The 14,069-nt window shown below is 68.7% G+C and carries 11 protein-coding genes; 4 read left to right on the top strand and 7 right to left on the bottom strand.

Features of this window, described 5'->3' with window-relative positions; genetic code table 11:
• Positions 1–123 precede the first annotated feature (123 nt).
• The 3 genes from rsmI to QRN34_RS14815 all read left to right on the top strand — a co-directional run bounded on the left by rsmI (position 124) and on the right by QRN34_RS14815 (position 3,258).
• Positions 124–951 carry a 16S rRNA (cytidine(1402)-2'-O)-methyltransferase gene (rsmI, locus tag QRN34_RS14825; protein WP_285405575.1) on the top strand — a complete coding sequence of 276 codons (828 nt, stop codon included), beginning with the start codon at positions 124–126 and terminating at the stop codon, positions 949–951.
• A 101-nt stretch (positions 952–1,052) separates the two neighbouring features.
• Positions 1,053–2,855 carry a penicillin-binding protein activator gene (locus QRN34_RS14820; RefSeq protein WP_285405573.1) on the top strand — a complete coding sequence of 601 codons (1,803 nt, stop codon included), beginning with the start codon at positions 1,053–1,055 and terminating at the stop codon, positions 2,853–2,855.
• A 28-nt stretch (positions 2,856–2,883) separates the two neighbouring features.
• Positions 2,884–3,258 carry a YraN family protein gene (locus QRN34_RS14815; protein ID WP_285405571.1) on the top strand — a complete coding sequence of 125 codons (375 nt, stop codon included), beginning with the start codon at positions 2,884–2,886 and terminating at the stop codon, positions 3,256–3,258.
• A 291-nt stretch (positions 3,259–3,549) separates the two neighbouring features.
• On the opposite strand, the gene QRN34_RS14810 is transcribed toward QRN34_RS14815, so the two are convergent.
• The 3 genes from QRN34_RS14810 to QRN34_RS14800 all read right to left on the bottom strand — a co-directional run bounded on the left by QRN34_RS14810 (position 3,550) and on the right by QRN34_RS14800 (position 7,872).
• Entirely contained in the window at positions 3,550–4,221 is a 672-nt protein-coding gene (locus tag QRN34_RS14810; RefSeq protein WP_285405569.1) for an HAD family hydrolase, read from the bottom strand.
• Positions 4,222–4,295: 74 nt separating this feature from the next.
• The gene (locus QRN34_RS14805) at positions 4,296–7,037 is read right to left on the bottom strand and encodes an EAL domain-containing protein (protein ID WP_285405566.1); all 2,742 of its coding nucleotides are present in this window, start codon (positions 7,035–7,037) and stop codon (positions 4,296–4,298) included.
• Between the two features lie 58 nt (positions 7,038–7,095).
• On the bottom strand, positions 7,096–7,872 hold the full coding sequence (locus QRN34_RS14800; protein WP_285405564.1) for an iron-containing redox enzyme family protein: 777 nt from the start codon (positions 7,870–7,872) through the stop codon (positions 7,096–7,098).
• Between the two features lie 228 nt (positions 7,873–8,100).
• Here QRN34_RS14800 and QRN34_RS14795 point away from each other — a divergent pair, with 228 nt between their 5' ends.
• Positions 8,101–10,152, top strand: a complete 2,052-nt coding sequence (locus QRN34_RS14795; RefSeq protein WP_285405562.1) for a M13 family metallopeptidase — start codon at positions 8,101–8,103, stop codon at positions 10,150–10,152.
• A 211-nt stretch (positions 10,153–10,363) separates the two neighbouring features.
• Here the strand turns inward: QRN34_RS14795 and QRN34_RS14790 are convergent, their stop codons facing one another.
• Genes QRN34_RS14790 through QRN34_RS14775 form a run of 4 tightly spaced genes read right to left on the bottom strand, consistent with a single transcriptional unit; the run spans position 10,364 to position 14,068 of the window.
• Positions 10,364–11,086, bottom strand: coding sequence for an ABC transporter permease (locus QRN34_RS14790; RefSeq protein WP_285405560.1), 723 nt, complete (start codon positions 11,084–11,086; stop codon positions 10,364–10,366).
• Positions 11,083–12,012, bottom strand: a complete 930-nt coding sequence (locus tag QRN34_RS14785; RefSeq protein WP_285405558.1) for an ABC transporter ATP-binding protein — start codon at positions 12,010–12,012, stop codon at positions 11,083–11,085. Before QRN34_RS14785 ends, QRN34_RS14790 begins: the two co-directional genes overlap by 4 nt.
• On the bottom strand, positions 12,009–13,139 hold the full coding sequence (locus QRN34_RS14780; protein WP_285405556.1) for an ABC transporter permease subunit: 1,131 nt from the start codon (positions 13,137–13,139) through the stop codon (positions 12,009–12,011). Before QRN34_RS14780 ends, QRN34_RS14785 begins: the two co-directional genes overlap by 4 nt.
• The gene (locus QRN34_RS14775) at positions 13,136–14,068 is read right to left on the bottom strand and encodes a glycine betaine ABC transporter substrate-binding protein (RefSeq protein ID WP_285405554.1); all 933 of its coding nucleotides are present in this window, start codon (positions 14,066–14,068) and stop codon (positions 13,136–13,138) included. The genes QRN34_RS14780 and QRN34_RS14775 overlap by 4 nt, the downstream gene beginning before the upstream one ends.
• Between the last annotated feature and the right edge of the window lies 1 nt (position 14,069).

Genomic DNA, 14,069 nt, shown 5'->3' with positions numbered 1-14,069 from the left:
CTAGCGGGTCGCCGCAGGCGTGGCCACGAGGGTGGCACCCGCCGGCTCTTGCTCCACCGCTCCAAATCCCAATCCCCCCACATCCACTTCTACAATGCCCAGCCACGCCCACCGGATGCACCGATGACCCAGCCCCGCCCCGGCACGCTCCATGTCGTCGCCACCCCCATCGGTCACCGCGACGATATCGCCGCCCGCGCCATCGAGACGCTGCGGCGGGTGAAGGTCATCGCCGCGGAAGACACCCGGCACACCCGCCCGCTCTTGCAGCACCTCGGCATCGACACGCCACTGGTGGCCCTGCACGACCACAACGAGCGCACCGCCGTCGACGGCCTCGTCGAACGCATGCGAGCCGGAGACGACGTGGCGCTGGTGTCCGATGCGGGCACGCCCCTGATCAGCGACCCGGGCTTCCGCCTGGTGCGTGCCGCCCGCGCGGCCGGACTGAAGGTCAGCCCCGTACCCGGTCCCAGCGCCGTGATCGCCGCGCTGTCGGTGGCCGGCCTGCCCAGCGACCGCTTCGTCTTCGAGGGGTTTCTGGCGGCCAAGGCCGGGGCCCGGCGGGCGCGCCTCGCCGAGCTTGCCGGTGAGTCGCGCACGCTCATCTTCTACGAGTCGTCGCATCGCATCCTCGAATCCCTGGAAGACATGCGGGAGGCGTTCGGTGCCGACCGCGAAGCCGTGGTCGCGCGTGAGCTGACCAAGATGTTCGAAACGGTGCTGGACGGCTCGCTGGCGGCGCTGGTCGAGCGCGTGGCGGCCGACCCGAACCAGCAGCGCGGCGAGTTCGTGGTGATGGTGGCCGGTCGCGAGGCCGGCGAAGACGAGCGCCTGGCGGAGGGACTGCGTGTCTTCGCCATCCTGAAGGACGAACTGCCGCCCGCCCGGGCGGCCAAGCTCGCCGCCGCCATCACCGGCGCGCCACGCAAGGCGCTCTACGGGACGTAAGCTCCGTCCTGCCTCACGCGGGCCTCGCAGGGCGATGGGCTATCATCCGGTCGTTTCGGCGCCGCCAGGGGGCCGACGTGCCCATCAAGGAATCACTAGCGATGCGACCGATTCGTGCCTCGATCCTCGGCCTCCTGATCTGCGCCGGCCTGGCCGGCTGCGTGACCCAGGGCGGCGTCCAGCCACAGGGTGCCGCTCCTTCGGGTGAGGCGACGCAGGCGGCGCAGGCCATGTACATCAAGGGCCAGTTCGACCAGGCCGCCCAGGCCTACCTCGCCCTGGCCGCGCAGGACGGCGATCGCCGCGACTACTACAAGCTGCTGGCTGCCGAGTCGTACCGCCAGGAAGGCGCTCTGGATCGGGCCGCGCCCATCGTGGCCGATATCCGCCGCACGCGGCTGGAAGGCGAAGACTCGCTGCGACTGGACGCGCTGCGCGCCGAAATCGCCCTGAAGAACAACGATCCGGCCACGGCGCTGTCGCTGACTGGCAAGCCCGCGACCCGCGTATCGCCGCAGGTGGCGCAGCGGCTGGCCGAGCTTCGCGCGCGTGCGCAGGCCGCGTCGAACGACCCGTGGAGCGCGGCGCAAACCCGGGTGGAGCTGGACGGCCAGTTGCGCGGCATCGACCGCGAGCAGAACCGCCAGCAGATCCTCGCCCTGCTGACCGGCCTGGGCGCACAGCCGCTGGCCGACCGCAGCGCCGCCCTGTCCGCCAACGACCCCATGAAGCCGTGGGTGGTGGAAGCGCAGTCGCAGCTCGGCAGCGTGTCCCGCTCGCCGGCCGTGCTCGACCAGGCCGTGGGCACGGTCAGCGGCGACAAGGGCGTGAGGGAAGGCTATAAGGTGCCCGGCAAGGTGGCCCTGCTACTGCCGTTGAGTGGCCCGCTCGCCGGTGCCGGCGCCGCCATCCGGGACGGCTTCTTTACCAACTACGTGGATGCCGGTCGCACCGGTGCCGCGCGTCCGGAGGTTGCCGTGTACGACTCGGGCAACGACGCCGCGCACGCGGTGGCTGCCTACGACAAGGCCGTAGCCGAGGGCGCGCGCTTCGTTGTCGGCCCGCTCAACCGTGACGGCGTGTCGGCCATCTTTGCCAAGGGCGCGTTGCCCGCGCCGATGCTCACGCTGAACTATCCCAACGACAACAAGAACCTGCCGCCGTCGGGCGCGAATGAATTCGGCCTGTTGCCGGAGACCGAAGGCGCGCAGGTGGCCGACCACATGGCCGACCGTGGCATGAAGACGGCCACCGTCATCGTGTCCACGGACGATTTCGCCCGTCGTGCTGGCAATGCCTTCAAGGCGGAGTGGCAGGCGCGCGGCGGTACGCTGGCGGCCCAGATCACCCTCGACTCCGGCAGCATCGACTTCGCCTCGCAGCTGTCCGAGCCGGTCGGCCAGGACCCCGACACCAGCGGCGTCTTCATCAGCATGAAGCCGCCCCAGGCACGCCTGCTGATCCCGCAGCTGCGCCTGGCCAAGGACACCCTGCCCGTCTTCGCCACCTCCCATGTCTATGGGGGCAGCGACGATCCGACCGCGGATCGCGACCTGGAAGGCGTGGAATTCTGCGACGCGCCCTGGCTGTTCGACGCCCAGCCGGGTCTCGCCCGGCGCAGCGAGCTGAGCAACGCCATTCCGGCAACGCGCGGCGTCACCGCACGCCTGTTCGCCTTCGGCATGGATGCCTGGGGCCTGGTGCCCTACATCGACTGGATGCGCGGCCACCCGGGCAGCTACCTGCCGGGCGCGACGGGCCAGCTGGTGGCGGATGAGTTCGGCCGGGTACGGCGCGTACTCATCTGGGCGCGCTTCGCCGACGGCGTGGCCCGTCCGGTCGCGGGTAGCCTGGAGCTCGAAGCGCCGGCCACGGCCCCCAGCGTGGAAAGCGGCGGGGCCTGATCCCGCCGGCGCGAACCGGGAGGTTCGCGTGACCGCACCAACGAAGACCGCCACACCGCGCCGCGCCACCGGAGATCGTTTCGAGGGCGCGGCGTTGTCGTTTCTGCGAGCCAGCGGCCTGCGACTGGTGCAGGCCAACTTCCTCTGCCGCCATGGCGAGATCGACCTGATCATGCGCGAAGGCCCGATCCTGGTCTTCGTCGAGGTGCGCTACCGACGCAATGCCCGCTTCGGCGGCGCCGCGGCCTCGGTCACCGCCGCCAAGCGCCGCAAGCTGATCAGCGCCGCACACCTGTGGCTGGGCTGGCATCCGCACGACGCCCATCGTCCGTGTCGTTTCGACGTGCTGGCCTTCGAAGGCGATACCGCGGAGTGGATACGCGGCGCGTTCGACGCGGGGTGAGGGACGCGGGTTCGAGGGTTCGTCGTTGTAGGAGCGCACGCACGTGCGCGAACCCTCAGCGTATATAAGGCGAACGATGCCGTACTCATGCGGGATGCGGGCGGTTTTGGGCGTCTGACGAGCGCACGTCGGATGCACGGAAACGCTGGCTCGTTTAGACGTTTGGCTTCATTCGCCTCGGTTCGGGGCTGAGGGTTCGCGCACGTGCGTGCGCTCCTACCCACCCCAGCCGGATGCCCCCCCCAGCCGGATGCCCCCCGCCGGATGCGCCGTCATGGCGGTCCCGGCGGGTCAGGTGGCGCGGGAAAACCTGTCGGCGGGCATCGAGGCCAGGTCGCCGATGGCGTCGATCGTGATATCCGGCGGAGTGGCTTCGAGGTCGGCGCCGGCCGCCGCCGCGTAGTGGCCCTGCCTGACGAAGACGGTGGTGACCTTGTCGCCCATGAGCTTCTTCATTGCCACGAGGATGCGCGGCTTGTCGTCGACCATGACGTAATGGTCGGCCGGGTAGCGACGTTGCATGTCGTCGAGCATGTCCTCCTTGTGCACGTAGATCAGTACGTCGCCGCGGAAGGCGTCCCACAGGCCGGCGCGGCGAATCTTGCGCGGCTGGAACACCGTGTCGCCATCGGACATGACCACCGGCCGTCCCATCGTGCGTACATGGTCCACGGCCTCCAGCGCGCCGGTGAAACGACGTTCGTCGAACGGGTAATCGAGGAGGAAGAAGGCGAGGTCCATGTACGGCGTGGCGCCGTCGTTGCCGCGCAACCGCTGCAGCGCGCCGAGGTAGTCCGCGTAGCCGACCTGGCTGCGGATCTCCTTGTCGATGGCGTTGTAACGGTCGCGGCCGTCGACACCGACGGCATGCTCGAGGCGCGCCGCGAGGTCGGCGCCGAAGCGGTCGTTGTCGAGCAGCGTGTTGTCGACGTCGAACAGGAAAACGAGGGAATCGTGGGGCACGGGGCATCCTTAGCGCGGGTACGTCGACCGTTGTACATGGGGCCCGGTCATGCCGATGCGAAGCCCCCGATCGATCATGCCCTGCGCGGCGGTACCAGCGACAGCCGCTTGCCGCCGGCCGCCTTGTTCGGCGCCAGCAGCCGTTCGATCTCGTCGGGCGGCAGCGGTCGCGAATAAAGAAAGCCCTGCCCTTCCTGGCAACCGGCACGCAGCAGGAATTCGTGCTGCGCCTCGGTTTCGATGCCTTCGGCGATGGTATGCAGGTCAAGGCTGCGCGCGATGGCCACCATCGCCTCGGTGATCGCCACATCGTTGCCGTTGTCCGGCAGGCCGGTGACGAATGAACGGTCGATCTTGAGATACGCCACCGCGGGCAGCTTGAGGTAGGCCAGCGACGAATAGCCGGTACCGAAGTCGTCGATGGCCACGCCCACACCCAGGTCGTGCAAGGACTGCATCGAGCGCTCGGTGTCTTCACCCAGGCGCAGGATCGCGCTTTCGGTCAATTCCACCAGCAGGCGCTCCGGCGCGATGCCAGCCGTGCGCAGCGCCTCGCTCACGGCCGGCAGGAAGTCCGGATGGCCGAAGGAACTTGCGGACACGTTCACCGCCATGCGCAGCGACGGCAGGTGGGCATCGTCCCAACGCTTCAATTGCGCACACGCGGCACCCAGCACCCAATGGTCGATCTGGCGGATCAGGCCCAGGCTTTCCGCGATGGGAATGAACTCGTCCGGCGGCACGTTGCCGCGGTCGGGGTGGCGCCAGCGGATAAGGGCTTCCACCGCCACGATGCGTCCGGTTTTCATTTCCACGCTGGGCTGGAACACCAGCACGAATTCCTTGCGCGACAGCGCCTGGCGCAGTTCGGACGCCAGCTTGAGGCGGCGTCGCGCATCGGCGTGCATCTTCGGCGTGTAGAACCGAAGCGCGTTGCGTTCCTCGGTCTTGGCCACGTACATGGCGGCGTCGGCATGCGCGATCAGCGTGACCGCGTCGTTGCCGTCCAGCGGGTAACCGGCGATGCCGATGCTGGCGCTGACGAACAGCTCGTAGTCGCCCAGGTCGAACGGCCGGGCGAGCGCGGCAAGGATCGCCTCGGCCACCGTGAGGGCTTCCTCGCGCGAGCGCAGGTCGGCGAGCAGCACGGTGAACTCGTCGCCGCCGATGCGCCCGGCAACATCGTGCGGCGCGAGCTGGGCGCGGATGCGCTCGGCCACACGCATCAGCAGGGCGTCGCCGGTGGCGTGACTGTAGCTGTCGTTCACCACCTTGAAAGCGTCCAGGTCGACGAACAGCACGGCGACCGCCCCGCGCTGGTGGGCGGCCCGCGTGATGCCCTCGGCGCAGCGCCGTTCGAATTCCGAGCGGGTCACCAGGCCCGTCAACGGGTCGTGGTTGACCATGTGCTGCAGGCGCTGGCGGTCGGCCTTACGCGCGGTGATGTCGGAGACGACGGCCACGTAGTGCTGCGGGCGCCCTTCGCTGTCGCGGATGGTGCTGATGCTGAGCATCTCCGGATAGGTGGTGCCGTCGGCGCGCCGGCTCTCCACCTCGCCCAGCCAGTTGCCGCCGGCCGCGATGTCGTCCCAGAGGCTTTGCGGCAGCGGACGGCCGTCGGGCAGGCTGCGGGTCGCGTCGAAGCGTGTGCGACGCAACGCCTGCAGCGGGATGCCGGTGAGCTTGGTGTGCGCCGCGTTGGCCGTCGTCACCCGCCGGTCGGCATCGGCGATGATGACGCCCTCGGCGATGCTGGCCAGCGCTTCGGAGGCGATCTTGCGCTCCTGCTCCATGGCCACCCGGTCGGAAATGTCCCGCACGATAGCCTGCGATACGTGACGCGAGCCCCACACGACGAGGCTGCTCTGGGTCTCCACCGGCCGCACGCTGCCGTCGCCGTTGCGCAGCGAACCCACGCCGGCATACACCGATCCCTCGACGAACAGGCTGGCCAGCCGGATGCCGATCAGCTCACCCGGCTGGCAACCGGCCCACGCGGCGGCGCGATGGTTGGCGTCCAGGATGCGCCCCGAGGCCTCGTCCACCATGTAGATCGCATCCGCGGCGCTGTCGAACAGCAGGCTGTAGCGTTCCTCGGTCCCGCGGATGCTGGCGAGTATCCGCTGGGCCATGCGCAGCCATAGCAGTGACGCCAGCGCCGCCACACCCAGCACGGTGAAGAACAGCACCCGCCCCAGCCACGAGGCGCCGTTGGCGATATACAGCGAGAAGGCCTTCGCGCGCGGTTCGATGTAGCTGTTGAGCGCACCGATGCGTCGGCGCTCGTCATCCAGGAGCTGCTGTGACGGCACGCCGCCGCTGTAGGCGTGCTCCAGGCGGTTGGCGATCTGGTCGATCTCCGCCAGGCTGCTGTCCACCGAGCGCCACTGGGCGATGGCTTCGCGGACATAGGGCATGCCGTCGAAGTGACGAAAAATGAAGACCATGCCGGGAATGGCCTCGGGGATGACACCGCCCTGGGCGAAACCCTCTTCCACGGCCTCCTTGCTGTAGCGGCCGCTGGCAATGGCGTCGCGGGACCCGCGGTCGGCCATCAGCACGGCGAAGTTGCGGCGGAAGTCGGCCAGGTCGCCCGGGCGGCCATGCGCGGCATATTCGTCCAGGTCGATCACCGCCTGTTTCTGCGCCTTGGCCCAAAGACTCTCGCCGTTGAGGAAACCGGCGAGAGCCACCTGGGTCTGCAGGGCAACCCACGTCAACGCGAGAACGAGGCCCACGACGGCCACGAGCGCATAGGCCAGCGGCCTGAGGCGCCTCGACAGCGGTTGGGGGTGAATGGCATCTACACGACGCATCGCTTCCTCGGGTCTCGCACTAACCTGATATTGCGCTATAAGACGCCCAACATGCGAGTTACGCGGCAACCACGTTCGACGTGCGAACCGGGGCCGCGCCATCCATGCAACGGTCGAGCGTGATGCTCATGCCCACGTAACTGCGACGGACACACTCCCTGATGTGCTCGATCCGGTCCACCGGGGGGTTCGATCCCAGCAGGGTACAGACGATCTCGAGCGCTTCCCATGGATGGGTATCGTCATACGCCGCGTGAAGCTGAAGCCAACGCAGGCCGGCTTTACGGCCCGAAATCGGCAGGCTCGCCGCGTAGGCCTGGCTGTCGTAGATGATCTGCGACCAGTCCCCGGTCGCCCCTTCCACGGCGTAGTTGGTAGCCGCGATGCCTGCGGCGAGGGAATCGTCCCGGCTGACCTCCTCGCACCAGTTGGCCAGCACCTGGCTGCCCTTGGGCGGCTCGGCCGTCAGGACGTCCTGGCGCGACACGCCGGCGGACTCGGCCCAGTTGAGCCAGTACTCGGCGTGGTTCTGCTCCACGCGGATATTGCGCACCAGCCAGCGGCGGGCCAGGTCGTCGCCCGGGCTGCGGCCGTACCGCGTCTTGAGCAGGCTGTGCGACATGTAGCCCGGAAACCGCTCGATGACCGGCCACACACCGACCATGAAGTTACGAGTGGTCACCGGATCGAGCGTCGCCGTCTTCATCGCTTCCCACATGTCGTGGCGGACGAGTTGTCGTCGGGCATCCTCGCAAGAGGACACCATGTCCTGGGTCCAGGTGGGGTAGCTGGCGATATCGGTCTGTGGCCCCGTGAGTTCGAAGCGTGCGTTCATAGTGGATCTCCCTAAAGATCTGCTAGCCATGGATGGAAGGTCCGGACAGGCCGGGGTTGACCCGCGGCCCGCCCGTGCCGACCCCCTTGCGGGGCCGGACGATCATTAGGGCACAACCCCGGTTGGGCTTTCCTGCGGGTCGGTGCATGCCGCCTGGCGCATCGGTCATGCACACACGGGACGGTTCCCGGTTTATGGTGGGCGCCCTTTCCTTCGTAGGACTCGTCCATGGCAAACCTCCACCGGATTCTCGCGACCGCCATTTCCTGCGGCCTCGCTTCCGCCGCGGCGATCGCCGCGCAGCCCGTGGGCGTCGATCTCAAGGGCATGGACCGTTCGGTGCAGCCCGGCGACGACTTCGACGGCTTCGCCAACGGCAACTGGCGCAAGACCGCGCAGATCCCGGCCGACCGTGCCAGCACCGGCGTGTTCCTCGAGGTGTTCGAGAAGGCCGAGAAACGCAACGCCGAGCTGATCAAGGCCGCGGGCGGAGGCAATCCGGCGGCGGGCAGCAACCAGCGCCTGATCGCCGATTACTACAAGGCGTACATGGACCAGGCGGCGATCGAGAAGGCCGGCCTGGCCCCGCTCAAACCCGCACTGGACGCGATCGACGCGATCGGGGACAAGGCCGCCCTGTCGACCGCCCTGGGCGCGCAGCTGCGCGCCGACGTCGACCCGATCAACGCGACCAACCTCGACACTGGTCACCTGCTCGGCCTGTTCGTCGCCCAGGGCCTCGAGGATCCGACGCGCAACATGCCCTACCTGCTGCAGGGCGGCCTGGGCATGCCCAATCGCGACTACTACCTGAAAACCGACAAGGACATGGTCGACACACGGACGAAGTACGCCGCCTACGTCGAGGCGGTGCTGAAGCAGTCCGGCACGCCGGACGCCTCCGCCAAGGCGAAGGCCGTCATGGCCCTGGAGACGAAGATCGCCCAGGCGCAGGAATCCATCGTGGACAGCGAGGACATCCACAAGGCGAACAACCCGTGGCCGCGCACCGCCTTCGCCAGCAAGGCGCCCGGCATCGACTGGAACGCGTATTTCAAGGCGGCCGCGCTCGACGACCAGCCGACCTTCATCGTCTGGCAGCCCGGCACGGTGACGAAGTTCGCCGCGCTGGTCGCCAGTGAGCCGCTGGACACCTGGAAGGCCTGGCTGCGTTTCCACACTATCAACGAGAACGCGTCCGGCCTGCTGCCCAAGGTGTACGACGACCTCGCCTTCGGCTTCTACGGCAAGGTACTCACGGGCACGCCACAGCAGCGCGACCGCTGGAAGCGTGGCATCGGCCGCGTCGACAGCGACCTGGGCGATGCCGTGGGCCAGATCTACGTGAAGCAATACTTCCCGGCGTCGTCGCGCAGCGAAGTGCAGGACATGGTGAAGAACATCCTGAAGGCATTCGATGCGCGCGTCGACACGCTCGCCTGGATGTCACCCGCCACCCGGCAGAAGGCCAAGGCCAAGATCGCCACCATCAAGGTCGGCGTGGGCTACCCGGACACCTGGCGCGACTACTCGACGCTGGAGATTCGTCCGGATGATGCGCTGGGCAATCACCAGCGCGCCGAACTGGCCGAATACCGCCACCAGGTGGCCAAGCTGGACAAGCCGGTGGACCGCGACGAATGGTGGATGACACCGCAGACGGTCAACGCGGTGAACCTGCCGCTGCAGAACGCGCTGAACTTCCCGGCAGCCATCCTGGAAGCGCCGTTCTTCGATCCGAAAGCGGACGCCGCATCCAACTACGGATCGATCGGCGCCGTGATCGGGCACGAGATCAGCCACAGCTTCGACAACACCGGTGCCGAGTTCGACGCGCAGGGCCGCCTCGCCAACTGGTGGACCGACGCCGACCAGAAGCACTTCAAGGATGCGGGCCAGCGCCTGGTCGAACAGTTCAACGCCTACGAACCGCTGCCCGGCCTGCACATCAACGGCCAACAGACCCTGGGCGAGAACATCGCCGATCTTTCCGGACTCACCATCGCCTATGCCGCCTACAAGGAAAGCCTCCACGGCAAGCCCGCCCCGGTGATCGACGGCCTGGACGGCGACCAGCGCTTCTTTCTTGCCTTCGCGCAATCGTGGCGCAGCAAGACCCGCGACGCGGCAATGCGCGCCCAGGTGATCGGCGATGGCCACGCACCCGGCGAGTTCCGCGCGCAGACGGTGCGCAACCTCGACCCCTGGTACGACGCGTTCAAGGCGAAGCCCGGGCAGAAGCTGTACCTCGATCCGAAGCAGCGCGTCAAAATCTGGTAAGCAACCGCCGCCGGCGTCCCAACGCGCCGGCGGCGGCACAACGTCAACGCCCTGCACAACGACAAAGCCCTGGACAACGACGACGTCCTGAACAACGACGACGCCATGTAGGAGCGCGCGCATGCGCGCGACATGTGTTCGCGACACCCCCGGAGCTGGCGCGCCACCCCGATGGTCACAGCGAAACGATGTCGCGCGCATGCGCGCGTTCCTACAGCGTTCGAGGCCTACGAGTGAGGCGGCGTTCCAGGGCTTGCAGCGCACCGTCCAGGGTCAGTGCCAGTGCACCGACCAGCAGGGCGCCCTGGATCACGTAAGCGGTGTTGTTGCCGACCAGGCCCTCGACGATGGGCGAGCCCAGCGTCGTGGCACCGACGGTCGAACCGATGGTCGCCGTGCCCACGCCGACGATGGCCGACAGACGTACGCCGGCCATGATCGGCCCGACGGCCAGCGGCAGTTCGATCTCCCGCAGGCGCCGCCAGCGGCCGTAGCCCATGCCGTCGGCGGCATGCAGCGCAGCCGCGGGTACATTGTCCAGCCCCGCGACGGCCTGTCCGAGCACCGGAAGCACGCCGTACAACGCCAGGGCCAGCAAGGTCGGCGCCGCGCCGAAGCCGAGCAGCGGTACGGCGATGGCCAACACCGCCACCGGTGGAAACGTCTGCCCGATCACCGCCACCGCACGCACCGTGGGCAGCAGCGACCGGCCGACCGGACGCGTCACCAGCACACCGAGGGACAGCCCGGCGATCGTCGCGACCGCGGTGGCAACGAGCACCAGCCCCAGGTGGGACAGGGTCAGCATGGCGAACGACGTACGCACGTAGACCGGATGACTCAGCGCCGGCCATCCCGCATGGAACACCGGTGCCGCGTGCGGCAGCACCAGCACCAACGCCAGCAGGACCACGGCGGGCAGCAGCCCCCTCATGCAGGCGGCGCCACGAGGTCGCCCAGGCGGACCACGCCCACCCGGCGGCCGCCCTCGTCCACCGGCAGGCAGTCACGCCCCTGCGCAAGCATGGCCGCCAGCGCGTCCTGCAGCGACGTGTCGATATCCAGCGGGTCACCGTCCACGGACTCACCGCCGCGCAGCACCTCGCGCACCGACCGCACGGCCAGCTCACGCAGGCGCACCCGCGCACCGCCGACGAACGTGCGCACGCGATCGTCCGCCGGCTCGCGGATCAGTTGCAACGGCGTGCCCACCTGGGCCAGCCTGCCCTCCAGCATCAGGCCGATCCGGTCGCCGAGGCCGAACGCCTCGTCCATGTCGTGCGTGACGAACAGCAACGTGGTGCCGCTGTCGCGCTGTATCGCCTTGAGGCTGCGTTGCAGGGATTCACGCGTGAGCGGATCCAGTGCGCCGAACGGCTCGTCCATCAGCACGACCGGGGGGCGGGCAGCCAGGGCGCGCGCCACGCCGACACGCTGTTGCTGCCCACCGGACAGCGTATCGGGATAACGATCCACCATGCCGGGCTCGTCCAGGTGCAGCAGGTCGATCAGTTCGCCGACGCGGGCACGTATGTCGGCATCGCTCCAACCGAGCAGGCGCGGCACCGTGGCGATGTTTTCGCCCACGGTGCGATGGGGAAACAGGCCGACCGACTGGATGGCGTAACCGATGCCCCGGCGCAGCGTTTCCGCATCGACCGTCGCGACATCCTTGCCGTCCACACGCACCCTGCCCGCGTCCACCCGTTCCAGCCGGTTGACGGTGCGCAGCAGCGTGGACTTGCCCGAACCCGATGGCCCGACCAGGACGAAGAACTCGCCCGCTTCGATACGCAGCGAGAGATCGTCGATGACGACCTGCGTACCGTACGACGTGCGAACGTGCTCGAACTCGATCATGCAGGGCGCTCCGTCAGCACGAGCAACGATTGGAAGAAAAGATCGACCGCCAGCGCCAGTGCGATGATGGTCAGCGTACCCAGCAGCACCATGTCCGTCGCACCCTGGCCGATGCCGAGGAAAACGAACCGGCCCAGCCCACCCGCGCCGATCAGGGCGGCAACCGCCGCCAGCCCCACCGTCTGCACCGCCACGATGCGCAAGCCGGCCAGCAGCACAGGCCAGCCCAGCGGCAATTGCACGCGCAGCAGCACCTGCCGCCGGGTCATGCCCAGGCCGCGCGCCGCCTCGCGCGTGTCCGCCGCCGTGGCATCCAGCCCGGCCACGGTGTAGCGGACCACCGGCAACAGCGCATACAGCACCAGCGCGAACACCGCCGGTGCGGCCCCCGTGCCACCGAAACCCAGCGCACCCAGCGCGGGCCACCTGCCGGCCAGCCACGCGAACGGCCCGATCAACAAGGCGAACAAGGCCAGTGAGGGCACCGTCTGCAGGAACGCCAGCACGCCGACCAGCGCCCCGTCGGTACGCCGCGTTCGCCATGCCCACCAGCCCAGCGGCGCACCGATCGGCAGCGCTATCGCCAGCGTGGCGGCCGCGAGCAGCACATGCGTCAGCAGGGCTTCGGCGAACGGCGCGTGTTGCGCCGCGTATTCGCGCAGCAACGCCAGGCTATCGAACGTCCCGGCCATCGCCATACCGGCCAGTGCCACCGGCACGCCGACCCACGCAAGCACTCGCACCGGCCGGGACATCGCGGCCAGCCGGTCCAGCAACAGCAAGGTCGCCGCGAGCCACATCACCCAGAACCCGGTGCCCAGCTGGATACGCGTGCCGGTCGCGGCGCCCTCCAGCAGGGCCCGCGCGTCCATGCCGGCCAGCAGCGGCAAGCCGACCACACCGGCCCACGCCAATACCGCGGTGATGAACGTGCGCCCCGGCACGCGCACCGTGCCCAACGCGCCCGCCAGGAGCCACACCGCCGCCAGCGCCCACACGTGCGGACTGGCCGCGGGACCGCTGAGAAGGCGGTTCGGCGCGACATGCAGGAAGTCGGCGAACACGGCGGCAAGCGCTCCCGCTCCCGTCAGCACGATCACCGGCAACGCCGCACCCCGCACCGTCACAACAGGCCCTGCGTGCGCAAGTAATCCGCCGCCACGGCCGATGCCTGCTCGCCACCGATCTGCGTGCGCGCGTTGAGCCGGCGCAACACCTCGACGGTCAGCGGCCTGAATGCGGCTTCCAGGGAAGCTCGCATGGCCGGGTAGCGCCGTAGCGTCTCGTCGCGCACCACAGCGGCTGGCTGATAGACCATTTCCACATGCTTCGGATCGTCGAGCACGACCAGTCCGGTGACGGCCAGTGCGCCGTCCGTGGAATAGACCATGCTGGCATTGACGCCGGAGGTTCCTTCGGCCGCGGCCTTGATCGTGGCGGACGTGTCGCCGCCGGCCAGTACCAGCAACTGGTCGCCACGCAACGTGAATCCATACGCCGACTGGAACGCCGGCAACGCGGCATCGCTTTCCACGAACTCGGCCGATCCGGCAAGGTAGACATCGCCACCCCCACGCACCCAGCGCGAGAAGTCGTCGAGCGTGCGCAGCCCGCGGGCATGGGCAAGGTCGGCGCGCACGCCGATTGCCCAGTGATTGTCGGCCGGCGCGGGGCGCAGCCAGACCAGCCGGTTCGCCGCCGCATCCAGCGATGCGGCAAGGGCCCACGCCTGCGCCGCGTCACGAAAGGCCGGGTCGCTTTCCCGATGGAAGAAGAAGGCGGCGTTGCCGGTATATTCCGGATAGACGTCCAGATCGCCATTGAGCAGGGCCCGGCGCACGATCGAGGTGGGACCCAGCTGCGTACGATCGATTACGGGAATGCCCGCATGGCGCAGCACCTGCAGCACGATCTGGCCAAGCACCGCGCCTTCGTTGTCCGCCTTGGAACCCACCCGCACGGGCGGCTGTGCCTGTGCCTGCACCGCGAAAACAGCCGCGAAGGCCATCGCGCCCCACAGCAACGGCGACAGCCACGAGCCGCGGCAGAGACGCATG

Source organism: Luteibacter sp. ME-Dv--P-043b, from assembly GCF_030209605.1.
Taxonomy (GTDB): Bacteria; Pseudomonadota; Gammaproteobacteria; order Xanthomonadales; family Rhodanobacteraceae; genus Luteibacter.
The sequence above is the reverse complement of the archived record's forward strand: the minus strand, read 5'-3'. Positions and strand labels throughout refer to the sequence as shown.

Coding starts and splice junctions, on each gene's coding strand:
- QRN34_RS14800 (WP_285405564.1), bottom strand. CDS start 7,872: ATGAACGCACGCTTCGAACTCACGGGGCCACAGACCGATATCGCCAGC.
- rsmI (WP_285405575.1), top strand. CDS start 124: ATGACCCAGCCCCGCCCCGGCACGCTCCATGTCGTCGCCACCCCCATC.
- QRN34_RS14790 (WP_285405560.1), bottom strand. CDS start 11,086: ATGAGGGGGCTGCTGCCCGCCGTGGTCCTGCTGGCGTTGGTGCTGGTG.
- QRN34_RS14795 (WP_285405562.1), top strand. CDS start 8,101: ATGGCAAACCTCCACCGGATTCTCGCGACCGCCATTTCCTGCGGCCTC.
- QRN34_RS14805 (WP_285405566.1), bottom strand. CDS start 7,037: ATGCGTCGTGTAGATGCCATTCACCCCCAACCGCTGTCGAGGCGCCTC.
- QRN34_RS14785 (WP_285405558.1), bottom strand. CDS start 12,012: ATGATCGAGTTCGAGCACGTTCGCACGTCGTACGGTACGCAGGTCGTC.
- QRN34_RS14775 (WP_285405554.1), bottom strand. CDS start 14,068: ATGCGTCTCTGCCGCGGCTCGTGGCTGTCGCCGTTGCTGTGGGGCGCG.
- QRN34_RS14820 (WP_285405573.1), top strand. CDS start 1,053: ATGCGACCGATTCGTGCCTCGATCCTCGGCCTCCTGATCTGCGCCGGC.